The following is a 20,428-nucleotide window of genomic DNA, read 5'->3' as shown; positions in this document are numbered from 1 at the left end:
TCTTATACTATTGCCGTCATGGACACGCCAACGCTTCGCCGGGTAACCGGAACAGCCGCCGTCATCGGCGCCGCCTGCACCTTCGTCGTACTCCCCCTGTACTTCGTCTACGACGGCCCGCCACCCGACTGGAACATCCTGACCCGCACGCTGTTCGCACTGGCCGGCATGACGATGACGGTCGTCTTCATCACCGGGTTCGGGCATTTGGTGAAGCGAGCCGACCCCGAGCTCGACTTCATCGGCGCACTGGTCACGACCGCCGGAACACTCTGGATGGCAATGGCTTTCGTGGGCGTCGGACTGGAAACCGGGGCAGCCATCCAGTCGGACGTGGACATCGATCCGACCATCGCCGTCAGCGGCACCTACATCCTGTACGGCAGCATCTCCCGGATACTGGAAGCGCTCTTCTGGGCCTGCATCGGATTCGCCGTGCTCCGGACCCGGCTGCTCCCCGCGTGGACGGCCCGGATGACCTACGCGCTCGCCGTGATCAACCTGCTGTTCGTGCCGTCGCTGTTCTTCGGGAACACCCCCGCGAACTTCTACGCCGCCAATGGCTGGGGCACCACCGCCACCGTCGGCGGGCTCGCGTATCTGGCCCTGCTGGCCATCGGGATCACCCTGGCGCGCACCTCATCCCGGAGGACTACCGCACCCTGATCTTTCACCGTATTCGTGGCAGCACCATGGTCTTTCACGCCGAGGATCGGGCAGAGTCGCCGGTATGAAAGCTGCGAAATCGACTCCTCGAAAGCTCTTCGGCAAGGCGGCCGTCGCGGGCCTGCTGGTCGCGATTCCGCTTGCGGCGGTGAGCGTTCCGGCATCGGCGGAGGTGCCGCTGACCGAACCGGGCGCCGCCGACATCGCCCGGCCGGGGCATCACGGCGTATGGGACGACGACTACTCGTTCGACCGCTGGAACCGCTGGGACAATCGGCGGCACAACAATGATCGCGATCGAGACCGCGACGGGTGGCGAAACGCGGTGCCCCGGGGCGCATTCGGCAGCTCGTGAAACCCACCGCTCCCCGGCACGTGAAAAGGCCCGGCATCCGAGGGATGCCGGGCCTTTTCGCATCGAAACGTTAGGCGGTTTCGGTGATCGGGCGATCGACCCAGCTCATCAGGCCGCGCAGCTTGGCGCCGGTGACCTCGATGGGGTGCTCGGCGTTGGCCTTGCGCAGACCCTCGAGCTCCTTGTTGCCGCCCTCGACGTTGGCGACGAGGCGCTTGACGAAGGTGCCGTCCTGGATATCAGCCAGGATCGCCTTCATGCGCTCCTTGGTGCCGGCGTCGATGACGCGCGGGCCCGACAGGTAGCCACCGAACTCGGCGGTGTCGGAGACCGAGTAGTTCATGCGGGCGATGCCGCCCTCGTACATCAGGTCGACGATCAGCTTGAGCTCGTGCAGCACCTCGAAGTAGGCCATCTCGGGGGCGTAGCCGGCCTCGACCATGACCTCGAAACCGGTCTTGACCAGTTCCTCGGTGCCGCCGCAGAGCACGGCCTGCTCACCGAAGAGGTCGGTCTCGGTCTCTTCCTTGAAGGTGGTCTTGATGACGCCGGCGCGGGTGCCGCCGATGCCCTTGGCGTAGGACAGCGCGAGGGCCTGGCCGTTGCCGGTCGGGTCCTGGTCCACGGCGATCAGAGCCGGAACGCCCTTGCCGTCGACGAACTGACGACGCACCAGGTGGCCGGGGCCCTTCGGGGCGACCATGGCGACGGTGACGTTGGCCGGAGCCTTGATCAGGCCGAAGTGGATGTTGAGGCCGTGGCCGAAGAACAGCGCGTCGCCGTCCTTCAGGTTGGGCTCGATGTCATTGGTGAAGATCGACGCCTGCGCGGTGTCGGGCGCCAGCACCATGATCACGTCGGCCCAGGCGGCGACCTCGGCGGGGGTGCCGACGGTCAGACCGGCCTCTTCGGCCTTCGGGCGGGACTTCGAACCCTCGGCGAGACCGACACGAACGTCGACGCCGGAGTCGCGCAGGCTCAGCGAGTGGGCGTGGCCCTGGCTGCCGTAGCCGATGACCGCGACCTTCTTGCCCTGGATGATCGACAGGTCAGCGTCGTCGTCGTAGAACATCTCGACTGCCACTTTGGGTTCTCCTTCTGGATTCTGTGTTTAAAGCTTCGGTGGATCCCGGCTGAAAGCATGCCGGGATGACGGGGCCGGGGCCGCCGCGGCGGCCTGTTACTAGCGAGTTGCGGTGATCGACTTCGGTCCACGACCGACGGCGACCACACCGGACTGCACGATCTCACGGATGCCGTAGGGCTCCATCATGCGCAGCAGGGCGTCGAGCTTGGAGCGGGTACCGGTGGCCTCGATGGTCAGCGCATCGGGCGACACGTCGATCACCTTGGCACGGAACAGGTTCACGGCCTCGATGACCTGCGTGCGGACGCTGGCGTCGGCGCGCACCTTCACCAGGATCAGCTCGCGGGCGACCGAGGATTCGGTGTCCTGCTCGACGATCTTGATGACGTTCACCAGCTTGTTGAGCTGCTTGGTGACCTGCTCGAGCGGCAGATCCTCCACCGTGACCACGATGGTCATGCGCGAGATCTCGGGGATCTCGGTGCCGCCGACGGCCAGGGACTCGATATTGAACCCGCGGCGCGAGAACAGCGATGCCACGCGCGCCAGCACGCCCGGCTTGTCCTCCACCAGCACGGAGAGGGTGTGGGTGGTGCTCATGCCTCGGTCCCCTTCTGGGCGGCGCGCTCGTGGGCGGTCACACTGGCCTGCTCGTGCGACATGGCCTCGTGGATGATGGCCGGCTCGGCGATCGACTCGTCGTCGTCGAACAGCGGGCGGATGCCGCGCGCGGCCATGATCTCGTCGTTGGAGGTGCCGGCGGCGACCATCGGCCACACCTGCGCGTCCTTGCCGACGATGAAGTCGATCACCACGGGACGATCGTTGATGGCCTGCGCCTCGCGGATCGCGGCCTCCACGTCCTCTTCCTTCTCCACGCGAATGCCGTGGCAGCCCAGGGCTTCCGCGAGCTTCACGAAGTCGGGGATACGGAGCGTGTGGGTGCCCAGGTCGGTGTTGGAGTAGCGCTGCTCGTAGAACAGCGTCTGCCACTGCCGGACCATGCCCAGGTTGCCGTTGTTGATCAGCGCGACCTTGATCGGCACGCCCTCGACGGCACAGGTGGCCAGTTCCTGATTGGTCATCTGGAAGCAGCCGTCACCGTCGATGGCCCAGACCTCGCGGTCCGGCATGCCCATCTTGGCGCCCATGGCGGCCGGCACCGAGTAGCCCATGGTGCCCAGGCCACCGGAGTTCAGCCAGGTGCGCGGCTTCTCGTACTTGATGAACTGCGCGGCCCACATCTGGTGCTGGCCGACGCCGGCACAGTAGATGGCATCGGGCCCGGCCAGCTGGCCCAGCTTCTCGATGACGAATTCCGGCGACAGCGAACCGTCGGACGGGGTCTTCCAGCCCAGCGGGTAGGAGTCGCGCACGCCGGACAGGTAGCCCCACCATTCGGTGAGCTCCAGCAGCGGAGCCTTGCCCTGCGCGGCCGGATCGGCCTTGAGGGTCTCGATCAGCTCGGTGATGACCTCGCGGCAGTCGCCCACGATCGGCACGTCCGCGTGGCGGTTCTTACCGATCTCGGCCGGGTCGATATCGGCGTGGATGACCTTGGCATTGGGCGCGAAGGAGTCCAGCTGACCGGTGACGCGGTCGTCGAAACGCGCGCCGAGGGTGATCAGCAGGTCCGACTTCTGCAGCGCCGCAACGGCTCCCACGGTGCCGTGCATACCCGGCATACCCATGTTCAGGGTGTGCGTGTCGGGGAACGCACCGCGCGCCATCAGGGTGGTGACCACCGGGATGCCGGTCAGCTCGGCCAGCTCGAGCAGTTCGGCCGAGGCATCGGCCTTGATGACACCGCCGCCGACGTAGAGCACGGGCGCCTTGGCGTCCATGATCATGCGGGCGGCCTCGCGCACCTGCTTGCCGTGCGGCTTGGTGACCGGACGGTAGCCGGGCAGCTTCATCTCCGGCGGCCAGGAGAACGTGGTCTGCGCCTGCAGCACGTCCTTCGGGATGTCGACCAGGACCGCGCCCGGACGACCGGTGGAGGCCAGGTGGAAGGCCTCGGCGATCATGCGCGGGATGTCGATCGGGTCGGTCACCAGGAAGTTGTGCTTGGTGCACGCCATGGTGATGCCCGAGATATCGGCTTCCTGGAAGGCGTCGGTGCCGATCAGCGAACGGCCGACCTGACCGGTGATGGCCACCAGCGGCACCGAGTCCATCTGGGCGTCGGCGATCGGGGTCACCAGGTTGGTCGCGCCCGGGCCGGAGGTGGCCATGCAGACGCCGACCTTGCCGGTTGCCTGGGCGTAGCCGGTCGCGGCGTGACCCGCGCCCTGCTCGTGCCGCACGAGAACGTGGCGGACCTTGACCGAGTCGAAAAGCGGGTCGTAGACCGGAAGAATCGCACCGCCCGGAATACCGAATACCGTGTCGACGCCGAGCTCCTCGAGCGAACGGACGACCGATTGCGCGCCGGTTACCCGCTCGGGCGGGACCTGGCGACGATTCGGGGTCGCGGCCGGAGCCGCGGTCGGCTGAGTAGCCGAAGGCGCGGGCCTGCGGGCCGAGGGCCCGGGCCGGGCGGTAGGTGCGCTCACCGTCTTGGTTCCTTACTGCTTGTCGTTCCAGTCCATGAGACTTGCCTGAACACAAAAAAGCCCCCGACAGCGCAAGGCTGTTCGAGGGTGGCGCGTCGCAGCTGCGAGCTGACGTAATAGACCTACAGTCGTCGGCTCTAGCGCTGGACGCGCCGGCCGATTACGAGCAACTCGAATCGATTCACGCGCTCGACGGTATGTGCGCGTGGGTCGTTCAGTCAAACTTCTGACCAATTGGGTCCCATTATGTGAGACAGTGCGGTTGTTCGGGTCCGTTCACCATGATGCGAGGATATGGGTGTGTCCTCACAGCATCAGTCCGTGCCACCTGCTCGATCGTCCCATACCGCCGCGCCGGAATCGGACGCGGGTCGCGTGATCCGCCTCCCCCGGCTGGCGCACCTGGGGGTGTTTCTGCTGCTCTTCTCGGTGGCCTTCCCGTTCTTCGGGGCCCCGAAGGTGCTGTGGATTCTCTTCGTGATGCCGATCGCCGCGGCCTATTGGGTCGAGCGGGTGCGAACCACGGTGTCCGCGAAAGGCATCGACGTGCGGTCGATGTTCTCCTCCCGGCACATCGACTGGGAACAGGTGAAGGGGCTGCGGATTCCGAAGCGTGGATTCCTGCAGCTGCACCTGAGCGATGACACGAATGTGACTTTGCCCGCTGTCGGCTACGACCGGCTCTCGGATCTGGTCGCAGCATCCGGCGGGCGAATCCCGGATCCGTTCGCTGAGCCGGAAGACGCGGACGACGAGGACGAAGCCGCCGCGGAGACGAAGCCCGAGGGCGACACACCGTAGTTCGGGGTGCGCGAGGTTGCTACCGGCGGTAATCGCGGGGTGAGCACGGGAGTAACGTGGAGTAGCCGCCGAATCAGTTCGGCGCAGTCGCCAGACAGCCCCCCTGCGACACTGCGCAGCTGAAAGAGCCCGAGGAATCATGCCACCGCTTCGCTCACGCACCACCACCGCCGGACGCAATGCCGCGGGCGCTCGCGCGCTCTGGCGCGCGACCGGCCTCACCGACTCCGACTTCGGTAAGCCGATTGTCGCCATCGCGAACTCCTACACCCAGTTCGTACCGGGCCACGTGCACCTGAAGGACGTCGGCGAGATCGTGGCCGAGGCGGTTCGCGCCGCCGGTGGCGTGCCGCGCGAGTTCCACACCATCGCCGTGGACGACGGCATCGCCATGGGTCACGGCGGCATGCTGTACTCGCTGCCCTCGCGCGAGATCATCGCCGACTCGGTGGAGTACATGGCGAACGCGCACACCGCCGACGCGCTGGTGTGTATCTCCAACTGCGACAAGATCACTCCCGGCATGCTCAATGCCGCGATGCGCCTGAACATCCCCGCCGTGTTCGTCTCCGGCGGTCCCATGGAGGCCGGTAAGGCCGTGGTGGTCGGCGGCGTGGCACAGGCCCCGACCGACCTCATCACCGCCATCTCGGCGAGCGCCTCGCCGAACGTGTCCGACGACGGGCTCAGCGAGGTCGAGCGGTCCGCCTGCCCGACCTGCGGTTCCTGCTCGGGCATGTTCACCGCCAACTCCATGAACTGCCTCACCGAGGCGCTCGGGCTGTCGCTGCCGGGCAACGGCTCCACCCTGGCCACCCATGCCGCGCGCCGGGCGCTGTTCGAGAAGGCCGGCCGGGTCATCGTCGATATCGCGAACCGCTGGTACCGCGACGACGACGCCTCGGTGCTGCCGCGGAACGTGGCCAACGTCAAGGCTTTCCACAACGCCATGGCCCTCGATGTGGCGATGGGCGGTTCCACCAATACCGTGCTGCACACCCTGGCCGCCGCGCAGGAGGGCGAGATCGAGTTCGATCTGCAGTCCATCGACGAGATCTCCCGTCGCGTGCCCTGCCTGTCCAAGGTGTCGCCGAACTCCGATTACCACATGGAGGACGTGCACCGGGCCGGCGGCATTCCGGCCATCCTCGGTGAGCTGCGCCGCGCCGGGCTGCTCGAGACCGATGTGACCACCGTGCACACCAAGTCCTTCGACGAATGGCTCGACACCTGGGACATCCGCTCCGGCAAGGCTTCCGAGGAAGCCGTCGAGCTGTTCCACGCCGCGCCCGGCGGGGTGCGCACCACCGTGCCGTTCTCCACCGAGAACCGCTGGTCTTCCCTGGACACCGACCAGGCCGGCGGCTGCATTCGCGATATCGAGCACGCGTACACCGTCGAAGGCGGACTGTGCGTGCTGCGCGGCAATATCGCGCCGGACGGCGCCATCCTCAAGACCGCGGGCATCGACGAGGACCTGTTCACCTTCGAGGGCCCGGCCGTGGTGGTCGAATCCCAGGAGGAGGCGGTCTCGCTCATCCTCGGCAAGAAGATCCAGCCGGGCGATGTGGTGGTGGTCCGCTACGAGGGTCCTTCCGGCGGCCCCGGCATGCAGGAGATGTTGCACCCCACCGCATTCCTGAAGGGCGCGGGGCTCGGCAAGGTTTGCGCGCTGATCACCGACGGCCGCTTCTCCGGCGGCACGTCGGGCCTGTCCATCGGGCATATCTCGCCCGAGGCGGCCAGCGGCGGCGCCATCGGCCTGATCGAGAACGGCGACCGTATCCGCATCGACGTGCACACCCGCGCGCTCGAATTGCTGGTCCCCGATGCGGTTCTCGCCGAGCGACGCAGCAAAATGGAAGCGTCCGAGCGGCCTTGGCAGCCCGTGCACCGCGAACGGCCCGTTACCACGGCGCTGCGCGCGTACGCCGCGCTGGCGACGTCGGCCGACAAGGGTGCAGTGCGGCGCGTGCCGTAGACAGAGAGCAGGGGAATGACAATCGAATACGTCGGCAAGACGGACACCATGCTTGCCGAATACACCGCCATGCTGGAACGCGGCGATGCCCGCAATGCGCAGGCGAAGGTGCTGCTGGCCGAAGCCGAGGAACTGGCCGCGCAGAGCCGGGAGCTGGATTCCGCCGAAATCATGGCGGAGCCGGGCGAATTGGCGCAGATCGCCTCGCATCGCGCGCTGCTGAACCAGCAGATCGACATGAAGTCGAGCGAAGTGATGCGGCTGCATCAGGAGACGTTCGACGAGTGGCAGCGGTTCAACGCGACCGAGTGGTGAGGGCGCGGGGGTGAACCCCGCTGCCCCTGCCGGAACAACCGGTACACAGACGAAGCGGCCGGGATGATCATCGGATCATCCCGGCCGCTTGGTATTTCGGGGGCAGTTCGTCAGTCGAACGGACCGATGCCCGTCAGCGGGTTGCCTCCGTGCAGATAGATATAGGTGAGGATGGCCGCCGCGACGGCCGCGACCAGCGCGGCGAGGGAACCCAGGAACGGGCGCGTCGCCCAGCCGCGATTGCGGTCGAAGGAGAGCCGACCTGGACCGGTCAGGATCAGCACCGTGGCGATCCCCGCCAGAATCGATTCCAGCTCCGTCGAATTGGCCTTGGCCGAGTACTGGAATCCGGGCACCATGCCCTGCTTCCACATCCAGGCATCCAGGATGACCGCCAGCACCGCGCCCGCCGCGAGCGGGGTGGCGAGGCCGAGCACCACCAGGATGCCACCGCCGAGCTCACCCGCGATGAGCAGCGGCGCGGAGATGTCGACGTGCTTCCAGCCGCCGTTCTCCATGGCGGTCTTGATGCCGTCCAGGCCCGGACCGTGGAACCAGCCGGTCGCCTTCTGCAGGCCGTGGTAGATGAAGGTGCCGCCGATCACCAAGCGCAGCAACAGGAGTCCGAGATCCAGCGTGCCGCGCCGATCGTCGCCGCGCCGGAAGCGCGAGGACCCGTCGGCGGGGACCGCGGGCGCGGGCGGGATGCTGGCGAAGGCATAGGTCGGGGCCGCCGGATCGGGCGTGCTGGCCTTGGTGTCGGCCTGGCGCGGGATCGAGTTCTTCAGCTCCGAGTACAGCGGCACCTCGGGATCCAGGCCCAGTTCCTCGTCGGTGCGCGGCACGTCCGCGGACGCCGGGGCCGGCGTGTCCTTGGTCAGGTCGGGGGTGGTGACCTCCTCCTTGACGGAGGACGTGGCGAACACTTCGGTCGGCGAGTCGAAGGGACTGCGGACCGGTTCACCCACCGGCTTGGGCGCGGGCGTGTCGGCGCCCCCCGCACCTGCGGACGGCTCGTTCGGCTTCTCAGTCACGCGGGTCAGAGTATGCGCCCGGAGCGTCATCCACACGACAGTCGGCGGGCGTGTCCATGTCGCGTTTGCGGCTTGTCGGAGGATGCCGACCCCCGTTCGAGCGGAGGCGGCGGGTTTTCCGTAACGTCTCAACCATGAGTTTGGTTGCCGCGGGCCGGATCGGGGTGGGCGCACGCAGGGTCGTGCTGGGTGTGACGCTCGGCGCGGTACTGCTGTCCGGCTGCGGACGTTTCGACGATCGCGCGTCGAGCCCGTTCACCACCGAGCCGAGCTGGCAGGACGCGGAACCGGAGACCAAGGATTCCAAGGCCCCGCCGACCTCCGCCAAGCGCCCGGATCTGCCGTGCGTGGATCCGGATACGGCCGTGGTGGTCTCGTGCCTGGACACCACCGGCGGGGTGGTGGCGCTGCCGGACGGCGTTCACGGGCTGGTGGCTGAGCGGCTGACCGGTCGCATCCTGAAGGTGGAGGCCACCGACGAAGGGGCGCCGCCGGATCCGATCGAGATCGCCCGGCTGGACGTGGACGGCAGCGGGGACGGCGGGCTGACCGCGCTCGCGCTCTCCCCCAGCTACGCCGAGGACGGGCTGATCTACGCCTACATCACCACCGGCGGCGACAACCGGGTGGTGCGGCTGTCCACCGAGAACGGCGGCGCGCCGAAACCGGTGCTCACCGGGATTCCGAAGGGCGCCACCGGTAATCGCGGGTCTATCGACTTCCACACCGGGAGCAAGATGCTGGTGCTCACCGGTGATGCCGGCAATCCGGGCGCGGCCGCCGACAACGGCTCGCTCGCGGGCAAGCTGCTTGGTCTGGACACCGCACCGGGCGCGGCCCCCGAGGTGATGGCCAGCGGTATCGGCGTCGCGGGCGGGGTGTGCTCGGATCACGTGGACAGCATCTGGGTCACCGATCGCACCGCCACCGAGGATCGGTTGCAGCGCATCGCCCCCGACGGGTCGATCAGCAAAGCCTGGACCTGGCAGGACCATCCGGGCGTGGCGGGGTGCGCGGCGGCGACCGACGGCGTGGCCATCGCATTGACGAATCAGAAGGCCCTGGCACTGGCCTTGGCGGACAAGAACACCCACGCGGTGACGGCAGCCCCGTCGCTGCTGGCGCAGGACAAGTACGGACGGCTGGACGGCGCGTCCCCGGCGGGCAACGGCATCGTCTGGGTGTCCACGGTGAACAAGACCGACGGGCAGCCCAATCAGTACGACGATCGCGTGGTGCGGATTTCGGTCAATCCGCAGGGCGGCCAGGGCAACGGGCCGGACTAGCAGCTGCCTTCGGAAACGACTGTGGCGCACGGCGACCGCCGTGCGCCACAGTGCTGTCCGGGTGGTTACTCGCTGACGCCGCAGGCGGCCAGCACCAGTTCCCGCACGCGGGCGGCGTCGGCCTGGCCACGGGTGGCCTTCATGACGTCGCCGACCACCTTGCCGGCGGCCTGGACCTTGCCGGAGCGGATCTTGTCGGCGATATCCGGGTTGGCGGCGAGGGCCTTCTCGACCTCGGCCTGCAGCGCGGAATCGTCGCTGACCATGCCGAGCCCCTTGGCCTCGACGATCTGGGCCGGTTCGCCCTCACCCGCCAGCACGAAGTCGACGACCTGCTTGGCCACCTTGTTGTTGATGGTCTTGGCCTCGACCAGCCCCGCCACCTCGGCGACCTGCTTCGGCGTGATGGGCAGGTCCTCGAGCGAGACCTCGCGCTCCTTGGCCTTCTCGGTCAGGTAGGCGACCCACCAGGACCGCGCCGCGTCCACCGAGGCCCCGGCGTCGACGGTCGCGATGATCAGGTCCAGCGCGCCCGCGTTCACCAGATCGCGGAACACCTCGCCGGACAGGCCCCAGTCGGACTGGATGCGGGCCCGGCGCAGCCACGGGTACTCCGGAATGGTGCCGCGCAATTCCTCCACCCACGCCGCGTCGGGCGCGATGGGCTCGAGGTCCGGCTCCGGGAAGTAGCGGTAGTCCTCGGCGGTCTCCTTGATCCGGCCGGAGGAGGTGGAGCCGTCGGCCTCGTGGAAGTGCCGGGTCTCCTGGATGATCTCGCCGCCCGCGGCCAGCACCGCACCCTGCCGCCGCATCTCGAAGCGCACCGCGACCTCGACGCTCTTGAGCGAGTTCACGTTCTTGGTCTCGGTGCGCGTGCCGAACACCTTGGCGCCCTTGGGCATCAGCGAGACGTTGGCGTCGCAGCGCAGCGAGCCCTGTTCCATCTTCACGTCGGACACGTCGAGGGACTTGAGCACCTCGCGCAGCGCGGTCACGTACGCGCGCGCCACTTCCGGGGCCCGCTCCCCCGCACCCGTGATGGGCTTGGTGACGATCTCGATCAGCGGCACGCCCGCGCGGTTGTAGTCCAGCAGCGAATGCGAGGCGCCGTGGATTCGACCGGTGGCGCCGCCGACGTGCAGCGACTTACCGGTGTCCTCCTCCATGTGCGCCCGCTCGATGTCCACCCGGAAGACCGATCCGTCGTCGAGCACCACGTCCAGGTAACCGTCGGTCGCGATGGGCTCGTCGTACTGGCTGATCTGGTAGTTCTTGGGCTGGTCCGGGTAGAAGTAGTTCTTGCGCGCGAACCGCCCCCACGGGGTGATGGAGCAGTTCAGCGCGAGCCCGATCCGGATGGCCGATTCCACGGCCTTCTCGTTCACCACCGGCAGCGAGCCCGGCAGGCCCAGGCACACCGGGCACACCTGGGTGTTGGGCTCCGCGCCGAATTCGGTCGGGCAGCCGCAGAACATCTTGGTCGCGGTACCCAGCTCGACGTGGACCTCCATACCCAGCACCGGCTCGTACCTGTCGATGACGTCGGAGTAATCCATCAAGTCGGCGGTAGCTGCGCTCATGCGGACCAGTCTAGGTAAACGGGTCCGCATGTCCGAACGCGGTCGGTCCCAGCTCAATCTGCGGCGATGGCCTCCACGATGGGCAGGCGGGCGGCGCGCACCGCGGGCGGGATGGAACCGAGCAGGGCCAGCAGGGTCGCAACGATCGCGTAGACCAGCAGCAGTGGGCTGGGGTGGTAGACGACGTCGATGGAGGTGGCATGGCCGAGGGCGATGGTGGCCAGGTAGTGCACCGCCGAGCCGACGGCCAATCCCAGTGCGGCGCCCATCAATCCGATGCCGGCGGCTTCGGTGAGCACCGAGCGCAGCAGGAACCGGCGGCTGGTGCCGATGGCGCGCAGGACGCCCAGTTCCCGGCGGCGTTCCAGCACCGAGAGCATGAGGGTGTTGAGGAGCGCGACGGTCGCGACCAGCACCACGATCCAGAGGATGGCGGCGCTGATGGAGGTGCCCTGGCGGACGCTGCTGGAGATGGCGTCCACCGCCGCCCGGCCGGTGTCGACGTGAATTCCGGCGGGCACCACGGCGCGGATGGCGGACATCACTTCCTCGTGGTTCGCGCCCGGGGCGAAATCGATGCCGATGATGGTTTCGCCCGCGCGCTGATACCACTGCTGCATGATGCCCAGGTCCATGACCACGATGCCGGCGATGGCCGAGAAGTAGGGCACCACCCGCAAGATGGTGACCCGGTGCGTGCCGGTCGGCGTCGGCAGGTCGATGGCCGAACCGGCCTCGACGTCCAGGGACCGCGCCACATCGCGGGAGATGACCACGCCCTCACCGCGCGCCATGCGCTCGCGGTCGGAGTCGCTGGTGCCCTCCAGGGCCGAACTGCGGGCGATATTGCCCTCGTAGGCCTGGAGCATGACGCGGCCGCGGCCCAGGGTGGCGAAAGCCATTTGGGCGGAACCGGTCGCGGAGACGCCGGGGATGGCCTGGAGTTTGGCCTTCAGGTCGGCGGGGAGCAGCGGCCCGGTCGGGAACTGCTCCATGGCGGTGGGGCTGACGAAAACGTCTGTCGAGGCGAGGGATTCGAAGGTGTCGGCGGCCGAGCTGACCAGGTTGCGGCTGGAATTGCCCATGGCCACCACGGCGGCGACGCCGATCATGACGGTCATGGCGGTCGCCCAGACCCGCCGGGGCGCGCGTTCGGCGGAGGTGGCGCCGAGCGCGCCGGGTGCGCCGAACCGCCCGGAGACGGCGGCGATGCCGCGCACGATGGGCCCGGTAGCGGCGAAGCAGAGCACCACGCCGCCGCCGATGGACAGCGAGATCGAGCCCAGCGAGACCAGTCCCAGGTCGGAGTAGGCGAGCACGATCGCGAGGGCGACCATCGCCACGCCCACCACCACCGCCACCCAGCGCCACACCGGCCGCACGGTATCGGCCGCGGAGCCGCCGACCGGAGCCAGCGCCTCGATCGGCGCGACCTTGTAGACCTGCCGGGCGGCCAGCGCCGACGCGGCGACCGAGGCCAGCACGCAGGCGGCCACCGCTACGGGGATGGCATAGCTCGGCACCATGTATTCGGTGCGCGCCTCCACCGACTGCACCATGGCGGCGGGCAGGCGGGTGATGGCGGTGCGGCCCATGAACATCCCGATGACCGCGCCGATCAGGCCGCCGATCAGGCCCAGCAGCGCCGCCTCGGCGATCAGGTCGCGCACCATCGGCCCGCGTTTGCCGCCGATGGCGCGCAGCAGCGACAGCGTCGTACGGCGTTGCGCCACCGCCATACTCATGGCGTTGTAGATCAGGAACGCGGAGACGATGAGCGCCGCCGCGGAGGACGCCAGCGTCGAATACCGCACCAGCTGCACCGCGCCGCCCGCCTGCGCCGCCCGCAGATCCGGGTCGGCGACCACGGCGCGGCCCGAAACCACCTTGGTCAGTTCGGATCTCAGCTGACCGACGTCGGCGCCGGGCGCCGCGATGATCTGCACCGAGTCCAGCCGCCCGGCCCGCTCGGTGATCTTCTGCGCCACCGGCAGCAGCGCCATCACGATGTGCCCGCCATTGAGATCGCGGGCGGCGGCCGCGTCCAGCACCCCGGCCACGGTGGCGTTCACCGCGCCGATCTGGAACTTCTCGCCTTCGGTGCGCCCCATGGCGGAGCCGACCAGCACCCCGTTGGGGACGGTGAGCAGTTTGGCCGCCTGATCGCGCAACGGCCCGTCCAGGTCGGTGCCGAGTTCGGTCATGGTCTGATCCGCGCCGACCAGCAGCGCCCGCTGCTCGTCCGCGCCGATGGACTGGCGCAGCATCGGCACCGCCACCCGCACGCCCGTGACGGACCGGATCTCTTGCAGCAGAGCCTGATCGAACCCGGCGTCGGTGACACCGGTGATCTCCAGCGCGGCCTTGCCGCCGAGCGAACGGGTGAGCTTGTCGACCGATCCGGTGATGGAGCCGGAGATGCTGAACACCGAAACCAGCAGTCCCGCCGAGACTCCCATCACCATCATGGACATGGCGGTGCGCCCGCGATGCGCGAGCAGATCACCGATATTGAACAGGCGCAGCCGATCCCATGCCGCGCGGATCATGCGCGCACCGCCCCGTCGCGCTCGGCGACCTCGGCGTCGGCCACGGTATGCGCGGAGCCGTCCGACTCGTGCACCACCCGCTCATTGGAACCGATCCGCCCGTCGCGCAGCGTGATCACCCGGTGGCAGTAGTTCACCGCACCCATGTCGTGGGTCACCATGACCACCGAATTGCCGGCCGCGGTGATCTCGCGCAGCAGTTCGAGAATCGAGGCCCCGGTCTTGGAGTCCAGGTTGCCGGTGGGCTCGTCGGCGAGGATCAGCGGCGGATCCATGATGAGCGCCCGCGCCACCGCGACGCGCTGCATCTGCCCGCCGGACAGTTCGGCCGGCCGGTGCTCGGCCCGGTCGGACAGGCCGACCAGGTCGAGCAGCTCCAGCGCGCGCGGCTTGGCCTTGCGCAATCCGCTGCCGTCCAGCAGCTTCGGAATGGCGACGTTCTCCCAAGCCGAGAGCGTGGGCAGCAGATTGAAGAACTGGAAGACGAAACCCACCTGGTGCCGCCGGAACTCGGACTGCTGATCGTCGTTGAGGCCGCCGATCTCCTTGTCCTGGAATCGAATCGACCCGGAGTCGGGACAATCCAGCGCACCCAGGATGTGCAGCATCGTGCTCTTGCCGGAACCCGAGGGCCCGATGATGGCGGTGAACTCGCCCGGCTCGATGCGCAGGCTGATCGAGTCCAGGGCGCGCACGGTCTGCTCCCCCACCCGGTATTCCTTGGTGACGTCGGTCAATTCCAGCATGGGCCTCTCCCCTTGTGATGTTGTGTCAGCTGGCCAGTGCGCGCGGGCGCGGCCGCCGGTACAGCTCGTCGGTACCGTACCGGTCCAGCACCGCGCGCAGCGCGGGCTGTTCGGCGGCCAGTTCGAGCCGCACCTGGTCCACCGACTTCCCCTGCGCCAGTGCGTGATCCAGTTTCACGGTCAGATGGTTCTCCCAGCGATGCCGCAGCGCGAGCAGCAGTCCGTCGACCCCGCCGAAGAGCCGGTCCAGCTCGGGCAGGTCGTGGAAGAGGTTGGGATCGGCGGGATTTCGCGCCGCCCGATCCAGTACGGTGTGCACGAGTTCGGTGCGAGCGTGCAGGTCTGCCCAGGTCATGGCCCCCTACCTTTCGTCGCGCATCCGATTTCGGTGCCGGATGCCGTTGCCCTGAACGCTACGGACGCCCGTGAGCCGTGTCGTCGTGCCGCGGACGCGACTCGAGCTCCTACCCCGGTAGGAGACCGCCCCCTGCCCGCGCACGATGTACGCCGTCATATCCGGCCACTAGCCTGACAGGATGGACGTGACAGACGCCACCCCGCAACCGGTAGGGCGCGCGTTGCGGAGATTGCACGAATGGGCGCTGGCCAGCGGCGCGCGCATCCAGCGGTTCGCGCGGCATCCGGTCGCGGAGTTCCGCACCAATGTGGAGCACTTCGGCTATCCGGTCCCTGTGGTGGCGGTATTCGACGTGGTGCTGCTGGTGATCGCGACGGTCGCGGTGGTGCAGCGCTACGACAGCGGCTATTGGCCGAGCCTGCTGCCGATCCTGGCCATGACGCTCACCTACATCACCGGGCCGCTCTACGCCTTCTTCGGGGTGCTGCCCAAACCGCTGATCATCGCGGTGCTGAACATGTCCGCGGCGGCGGTCTTCCTCTCGCAACCGGTGCCCTCGGATTCCGCGCCGTTCGTGCTGATCATCGCGGTCGGCGAGGTCGCGGCCCTGACCACGCCGCTGGCCAGCATCCCGGTGGCGCTGGTGATGATCGCGGAGCTGGCGTTCTTCGAATCCATCGGGCATATCGACGAGGGCCTGCCGGTCTACGCCATCGCGATCGTATGCGGGTGGATGACCGGCCAGTTCATGAACTTCCAGCGCCGCTACCTGTATCAGGAGCGCGAGAACCAAGAGGTGCGGACCGCGGCGGCGGCCGACGAGGAGCGCCGCCGGATCGCGCGCGAGGTGCACGACGTGATCGCGCATTCGCTGAGCATCACGCTGCTGCACGTGACCGCCGCCCGGCACGCCCTGCAGACCGACCGGGACGTGGACGAGGCGGTGGACGCGCTCACCGATGCCGAACGGCTGGGACGGCAGGCCATGGCCGATATCCGGCGCACGGTCGGGCTGCTCGATCAGCGGCCCACGCTACACAAACCCGAACCCGGGCTGGACGATATCGCCGAACTGGTGGCCGATTTCGTGCGCGCGGGCATGGAGGTCGACTACCGGATGAGCGGTGACAGCTCGGCGGTGTCGGCGGGCATGGGACTGGCGCTGTACCGGATCTGCCAGGAATCCCTCGCCAATATCGCCAAGCATGCCCCGGGCGCGTCGGCGCGGCTGCGAATCGCGCTGTGCGCCAAGGACATCACCGTCGAGATCGGCAATACGCTGCCGGCCGGGGCGGCGGTGCGCCCGGGCCGCGGCATGGGCATCGACGGCATGCGGCAGCGCACCGCCCTGCTCGGCGGCGATCTGCAGGCCGGGCCGGCCGGCGACGGCTGGCGGGTGTTCGCCCGCATCCCGATGCCCGGGCAGCTGTCCTGTATCGCCACCCAGGCCGAGGATTCGCTGCGCACCATGCTGCACAACATGACCCGTAAGACCCAGACCGACCCGGCCGGACCGGGCCAGCCGCAGGAGAGCATGTGACCGAGCGCCCCGACGAGGAACTCGTCGACGTACTGGTGGTCGACGATCAGGAACTGGTCCGGGGCGGATTGCGCCGAATCCTGCGCCGCCGTGACGGTTTCGTGGTGAGCGAATGCGCGGACGGCGACGAGGTGCCGGCCGCGCTCGCCGCGCACCGGCCGGATGTGGTGCTGATGGATCTGCGCATGAAACGCATCGGCGGGATCGAGGCGACGCGCACGCTGCGGGCCTTCCCGGACGCGCCGCCGGTGCTGGTGCTCACCACTTTCGATGACGACCAATTGCTTTCGGGGGCGCTGCGGGCGGGGGCTGCGGGCTTCATTCTCAAGGACTCCCCCGCCGAGGATCTGATCCGCGCGGTGCGCACGGTCGCGGGCGGCGGGTCCTGGCTCGATCCGTCGGTCACCCCGCGCGTGCTCACCGCATACCGATCGGTACCGGCGCCCGCGGCGCCCAGCAAGTCCCGCCTATCGGAACTGACCGTGCGCGAACTCGAAGTGCTCGAACTCATCGGCCGGGGACGTGTGAATTCCGAGATCGCGCGCAGTCTGGGCATCTCCGAAGTAACGGTCAAGAGCCATGTGGGACATATCTTCGGAAAGCTCGGGTTACGGGACCGGGCCGCGGCGATCGTCTTTGCGTTTGACCACGGCGTGGTCGCACCCGGAGAATCCAGTCCATAGGGGCGGGCCGCGGACACCTTCGTCGCGACCCGACCGAGAGTTGGAGGTTTGACGGGGTGGATGCACCGCCATCGCGGGCCGGCGGCAGTTTCGGGCCGTACGAGCTGCGCTCGCTGCTGGGCAGGGGCGGCATGGGGGAGGTCTACGAGGCCTACGACACGGTCAAGGACCGGGTGGTAGCGCTCAAACTGCTGCCGTCGGATCTCGCGAAAGACCCCTCCTACCAGGAACGTTTCCGTCGCGAATCGCAGGCGGCGGCGCGGCTGGCCGAACCGCACATCATCCCGATCCACGACTGGGGCGAGATCGACGGTGTGCTCTACATCGATATGCGGCTGGTGCGCGGACAGGATCTGCGCTCGCTGCTGGACTATCAAGGGCCGATGTCGCCGCTGCGCGCGGTCGCGATCGTGGAGCAGATCGCGGCGGCGCTGGACGCCGCGCACTACTCCGGGCTGGTGCACCGGGATGTGAAACCCGCCAATATTCTTGTCACTGATGCGGATTTCGCATATCTGGCCGATTTCGGCATCGCGCGGGCCGAAGGGGACACCACCCTCACCATGACCGGGACCGCGGTCGGGTCCTATGCCTATATGGCGCCCGAGCGGTTCGACGCGGGGCCGGTGACCGGGCGGGCGGACATCTACTCGCTGGGGTGCGTGCTGCACGAATGCCTCACGGGGACCAAGCCGTTCCCGGCGGACAATATGAGCGTGCTGATCCGGGCGCATCTTTCGGATCCGCCGCCGCGGCCCAGCACCCAATTGCCTGGCATACCGACCGCTCTGGATTCAGTGGTGGCGCGAGCGCTCGCCAAGGATCCGAACACGCGCTTCCTGACCGCCGGGGAATTCGCCCGCGCGGCGCGGATGGCCTTGGCCGGCACCGCCGTTCCCGCCCCGCCGACCGAGATCCTGCCGCAGGGGCGCACGCTGCCGCCGACCGGATCGGGTTTCGCGCCCGTCGGCGGACCGGGCCAGGCGGTTCCGGCCGGGAACCCCGGGGTGTTCGGTGCGCCCACCGGGCAGCAACCGACCACCCGGTTGCCCGGCACCGGCACGCCGAACGCGCCCGTGCAGAACTCGGATCCCACCGTGCGGCAACCCACTACCGGGACTTTCCGGGCGTACGTCACCGGCAGCTTCCCCGCCGCCGAAGCCGACGAACACCCCGCCACCTCCGACTTGCCGGTCATCGTGCCCGCGGATCCGACCGTGGTGCGGGTCAGCGATTTCCACTACACGCCGCTGCCCGCCGACGCGCAGCCGCAGCAGCCGGTCTGGGGCCATCAGCAGCGGGAATTCCCGTACGCGCCCGCGCCCGACCCGTCGCTGTATCCGACCTCGGAGCATCCGCGCGTCGATCCCGCCCCGCCGCGCTCGGCCTACCGGCCGCGCAGATCGGCGGCGGTGCCCATCTCGATCGGCGTGCTGACCATCGCGGCGGCCGCCATCGCGGGTGCGATCGGCTGGCAAGTCCTCGACGGCTCCCGCAACGAACCATCGAACAATGCGACTGATGCGACTGCGACACAACAGAATCCGGGCACGGTGAACATGCCGTCCCAGACCAAGGGCGGGACCACGACCACGTCCCCGGCGGCCACCACGGTGCAGCTGCCGGTGGGCGCTTCGCCGTGCTCGCCCGTTTACCCCTCGACCAACGGCTTCACCACCTCCGCGACCGGATCCACGGTCACCAGTTGTCCTTTCGCGGAGGAGGTGCGCCGGGCATATGCCGCCGCAACTGGGAGCCAGGGCGGATCGGCAAGTAATGTGGTCGCGGTCAGCCCGGTTACCGGCCGGGCGTACACGATGAACTGCACGGCCGCCGGGAAATTGGTCACGTGCATCGGTGGCGAGAACGCGGTGGTGTATGTCTACTGACCCTAATGCGGCCTGTCGCAAGGCCATTGCTCGATGTTTCGCGGTGGCGACGCTGTTCGCGGTGACGGCGTGCAGCGTGCAGGTGAAGACTTCCTCGGGCGCACCGGCGGCCGAGCCGGTGCCGGTGGTGCCGGTGCTCGCGGCGGATTCGCCCACCGGTCTGTCCATGATCGCGCCCGAACTGCCCGACCTGTTCGGTTTGCCGAAATCCATTGGCTTCACGGCGGATTTCTCGGAATTGCAGTCCGGGCTGGACGGTCGGATCGGACTGGCGATCATGCCGGTCGGCGGCGGCGAGGTGACGCTGCTGGGCAATTGGAGCAGCGGTATCGCCTGGTCCACCATCAAGGTGCCGCTGGCGCTGGCGGCGCTGCGCCACGATCCGGACGGTATGCGGTCCATCGCCGAGGCGGCCATCACCTATTCGGACAATGATGCGGCGCAGGAGCTCTGGAACTCGCTCGGCACCGGTAATCAGGCCGCCGAGGCGGTGGAATCGGTGCTGCGCGAGGCCGGGGACGCCACCACCGATGTGGCCGCGCGCCACACCCGGCTCGCCGCACTGGATTCCGACGATCTGCTGGCCTTCGGCGCGACCGAGTGGTCGCTCACCGATCAGGTGAAGTTCGCGGCCAATCTGCCCTGCCTGCCGCGCGCCAATTCGGTCATCTCGCTGATGAGCGAGATCACGCCGAGTCAGAGCTGGGGCCTGGGCAAGCTGATCGGCGCGGAATTCAAGGGCGGCTGGGGACCCGACGACTACACCGGCAAATACACGGTGCGCCAGTTCGGGCTGGTGCCCACGCTGGCCGGGCCGATCGCGGTGGCCATGGCGGCGGAACCGGAATCCGGCAGCTTCGACGACGCGACCGACATGATGGACAAGATGGCCGTACTGCTCGGCGATCACCTGTCCGACCTACGCAGCGGGCACTGCGGTCACTGACCGCGGGCCCGGCGGTCACCGTAGGGGCGGTGGCCATTAACAAGATCGGCGTGCGCG

At 68.4% G+C, this 20,428-nt stretch carries 18 protein-coding genes; 10 read left to right on the top strand and 8 right to left on the bottom strand.

Annotation, left to right across the window (positions count from 1 at the left end):
* Positions 1–18: 18 nt before the first annotated feature.
* Both LTV02_RS00750 and LTV02_RS00745 read left to right on the top strand, forming a co-directional pair.
* Positions 19–666, top strand: a complete 648-nt coding sequence (locus tag LTV02_RS00750; RefSeq protein ID WP_233036995.1) for a hypothetical protein — start codon at positions 19–21, stop codon at positions 664–666.
* A 64-nt stretch (positions 667–730) separates the two neighbouring features.
* A complete protein-coding gene (locus tag LTV02_RS00745; protein ID WP_233036993.1) occupies positions 731–1,021 on the top strand; it encodes a hypothetical protein in 291 nt (96 codons plus the stop codon).
* A 70-nt stretch (positions 1,022–1,091) separates the two neighbouring features.
* Here the strand turns inward: LTV02_RS00745 and ilvC are convergent, their stop codons facing one another.
* The 3 genes from ilvC to LTV02_RS00730 all read right to left on the bottom strand — a co-directional run bounded on the left by ilvC (position 1,092) and on the right by LTV02_RS00730 (position 4,663).
* Positions 1,092–2,093 (bottom strand): ketol-acid reductoisomerase, encoded by a 1,002-nt coding sequence (gene ilvC / locus LTV02_RS00740; RefSeq protein WP_233041914.1) that lies wholly within the window; start codon positions 2,091–2,093, stop codon positions 1,092–1,094.
* Positions 2,094–2,204: 111 nt separating this feature from the next.
* Positions 2,205–2,708: an acetolactate synthase small subunit gene (ilvN, locus tag LTV02_RS00735; protein WP_067711128.1), complete on the bottom strand. Its 504-nt coding sequence runs from the start codon at positions 2,706–2,708 to the stop codon at positions 2,205–2,207.
* The gene (locus LTV02_RS00730) at positions 2,705–4,663 is read right to left on the bottom strand and encodes an acetolactate synthase large subunit (protein ID WP_233036991.1); all 1,959 of its coding nucleotides are present in this window, start codon (positions 4,661–4,663) and stop codon (positions 2,705–2,707) included. The genes ilvN and LTV02_RS00730 overlap by 4 nt, the downstream gene beginning before the upstream one ends.
* 321 nt (positions 4,664–4,984) lie before the next feature.
* On the opposite strand from LTV02_RS00730, the gene LTV02_RS00725 reads away from it, so the two are divergent.
* The 3 genes from LTV02_RS00725 to LTV02_RS00715 all read left to right on the top strand — a co-directional run bounded on the left by LTV02_RS00725 (position 4,985) and on the right by LTV02_RS00715 (position 7,760).
* On the top strand, positions 4,985–5,464 hold the full coding sequence (locus LTV02_RS00725) for a PH domain-containing protein (RefSeq protein WP_233036988.1): 480 nt from the start codon (positions 4,985–4,987) through the stop codon (positions 5,462–5,464).
* A gap of 139 nt (positions 5,465–5,603) precedes the next feature.
* Positions 5,604–7,445, top strand: a complete 1,842-nt coding sequence (gene ilvD / locus LTV02_RS00720) for a dihydroxy-acid dehydratase (RefSeq protein ID WP_233036986.1) — start codon at positions 5,604–5,606, stop codon at positions 7,443–7,445.
* A 15-nt stretch (positions 7,446–7,460) separates the two neighbouring features.
* Positions 7,461–7,760, top strand: coding sequence for a hypothetical protein (locus tag LTV02_RS00715; protein ID WP_233036984.1), 300 nt, complete (start codon positions 7,461–7,463; stop codon positions 7,758–7,760).
* A 110-nt stretch (positions 7,761–7,870) separates the two neighbouring features.
* Here LTV02_RS00715 and LTV02_RS00710 read toward each other — a convergent pair whose 3' ends face one another.
* The gene (locus LTV02_RS00710) at positions 7,871–8,794 is read right to left on the bottom strand and encodes a DoxX family membrane protein (RefSeq protein WP_067711119.1); all 924 of its coding nucleotides are present in this window, start codon (positions 8,792–8,794) and stop codon (positions 7,871–7,873) included.
* Positions 8,795–8,928: 134 nt separating this feature from the next.
* Between LTV02_RS00710 and LTV02_RS00705 the strand changes: the two genes are divergently transcribed.
* Entirely contained in the window at positions 8,929–10,080 is a 1,152-nt protein-coding gene (locus tag LTV02_RS00705) for a PQQ-dependent sugar dehydrogenase (protein WP_233036982.1), read from the top strand.
* Between the two features lie 65 nt (positions 10,081–10,145).
* Here the strand turns inward: LTV02_RS00705 and gatB are convergent, their stop codons facing one another.
* Genes gatB through LTV02_RS00685 form a run of 4 tightly spaced genes read right to left on the bottom strand, consistent with a single transcriptional unit; the run spans position 10,146 to position 15,310 of the window.
* Entirely contained in the window at positions 10,146–11,660 is a 1,515-nt protein-coding gene (gene gatB, locus LTV02_RS00700) for an Asp-tRNA(Asn)/Glu-tRNA(Gln) amidotransferase subunit GatB (RefSeq protein ID WP_233036980.1), read from the bottom strand.
* Between the two features lie 53 nt (positions 11,661–11,713).
* Complete coding sequence (locus LTV02_RS00695; protein WP_233036978.1) at positions 11,714–14,209, bottom strand: ABC transporter permease; 2,496 nt, start codon at positions 14,207–14,209, stop codon at positions 11,714–11,716.
* Entirely contained in the window at positions 14,206–14,955 is a 750-nt protein-coding gene (locus LTV02_RS00690; RefSeq protein ID WP_233036975.1) for an ABC transporter ATP-binding protein, read from the bottom strand. The genes LTV02_RS00695 and LTV02_RS00690 overlap by 4 nt, the downstream gene beginning before the upstream one ends.
* A gap of 25 nt (positions 14,956–14,980) precedes the next feature.
* A complete protein-coding gene (locus LTV02_RS00685) occupies positions 14,981–15,310 on the bottom strand; it encodes a hypothetical protein (protein ID WP_067711106.1) in 330 nt (109 codons plus the stop codon).
* 181 nt (positions 15,311–15,491) lie between these two features.
* Between LTV02_RS00685 and LTV02_RS00680 the strand changes: the two genes are divergently transcribed.
* Genes LTV02_RS00680 through LTV02_RS00665 form a run of 4 tightly spaced genes read left to right on the top strand, consistent with a single transcriptional unit; the run spans position 15,492 to position 20,371 of the window.
* Positions 15,492–16,853, top strand: coding sequence for a sensor histidine kinase (locus tag LTV02_RS00680; RefSeq protein WP_233036973.1), 1,362 nt, complete (start codon positions 15,492–15,494; stop codon positions 16,851–16,853).
* Positions 16,850–17,536 (top strand): response regulator, encoded by a 687-nt coding sequence (locus LTV02_RS00675; protein ID WP_067711104.1) that lies wholly within the window; start codon positions 16,850–16,852, stop codon positions 17,534–17,536. The genes LTV02_RS00680 and LTV02_RS00675 overlap by 4 nt, the downstream gene beginning before the upstream one ends.
* 56 nt (positions 17,537–17,592) lie before the next feature.
* Positions 17,593–19,425 (top strand): serine/threonine-protein kinase, encoded by a 1,833-nt coding sequence (locus tag LTV02_RS00670; protein ID WP_233036962.1) that lies wholly within the window; start codon positions 17,593–17,595, stop codon positions 19,423–19,425.
* Positions 19,415–20,371: a serine hydrolase gene (locus LTV02_RS00665; protein WP_233036960.1), complete on the top strand. Its 957-nt coding sequence runs from the start codon at positions 19,415–19,417 to the stop codon at positions 20,369–20,371. The genes LTV02_RS00670 and LTV02_RS00665 overlap by 11 nt, the downstream gene beginning before the upstream one ends.
* Positions 20,372–20,428: the final 57 nt, after the last annotated feature.

It is taken from the genome of Nocardia yamanashiensis, from assembly GCF_021183565.1.
Lineage (GTDB): Bacteria > Actinomycetota > Actinomycetes > Mycobacteriales > Mycobacteriaceae > Nocardia > Nocardia yamanashiensis.
This window is presented reverse-complemented; position numbering and strand designations above follow the sequence as displayed.

Excerpts from the sequence above, each read along its gene's own strand:
- LTV02_RS00750 (WP_233036995.1), top strand. The coding sequence starts at position 19 with ATGGACACGCCAACGCTTCGCCGGGTAACCGGAACAGCCGCCGTCATC.
- LTV02_RS00745 (WP_233036993.1), top strand. The coding sequence starts at position 731 with ATGAAAGCTGCGAAATCGACTCCTCGAAAGCTCTTCGGCAAGGCGGCC.
- ilvC (WP_233041914.1), bottom strand. The coding sequence starts at position 2,093 with ATGTTCTACGACGACGACGCTGACCTGTCGATCATCCAGGGCAAGAAG.
- ilvN (WP_067711128.1), bottom strand. The coding sequence starts at position 2,708 with ATGAGCACCACCCACACCCTCTCCGTGCTGGTGGAGGACAAGCCGGGC.
- ilvD (WP_233036986.1), top strand. The coding sequence starts at position 5,604 with ATGCCACCGCTTCGCTCACGCACCACCACCGCCGGACGCAATGCCGCG.
- LTV02_RS00715 (WP_233036984.1), top strand. The coding sequence starts at position 7,461 with ATGACAATCGAATACGTCGGCAAGACGGACACCATGCTTGCCGAATAC.
- LTV02_RS00705 (WP_233036982.1), top strand. The coding sequence starts at position 8,929 with ATGAGTTTGGTTGCCGCGGGCCGGATCGGGGTGGGCGCACGCAGGGTC.
- gatB (WP_233036980.1), bottom strand. The coding sequence starts at position 11,660 with ATGAGCGCAGCTACCGCCGACTTGATGGATTACTCCGACGTCATCGAC.
- LTV02_RS00695 (WP_233036978.1), bottom strand. The coding sequence starts at position 14,209 with ATGATCCGCGCGGCATGGGATCGGCTGCGCCTGTTCAATATCGGTGAT.
- LTV02_RS00690 (WP_233036975.1), bottom strand. The coding sequence starts at position 14,955 with ATGCTGGAATTGACCGACGTCACCAAGGAATACCGGGTGGGGGAGCAG.
- LTV02_RS00685 (WP_067711106.1), bottom strand. The coding sequence starts at position 15,310 with ATGACCTGGGCAGACCTGCACGCTCGCACCGAACTCGTGCACACCGTA.
- LTV02_RS00680 (WP_233036973.1), top strand. The coding sequence starts at position 15,492 with ATGGACGTGACAGACGCCACCCCGCAACCGGTAGGGCGCGCGTTGCGG.
- LTV02_RS00665 (WP_233036960.1), top strand. The coding sequence starts at position 19,415 with ATGTCTACTGACCCTAATGCGGCCTGTCGCAAGGCCATTGCTCGATGT.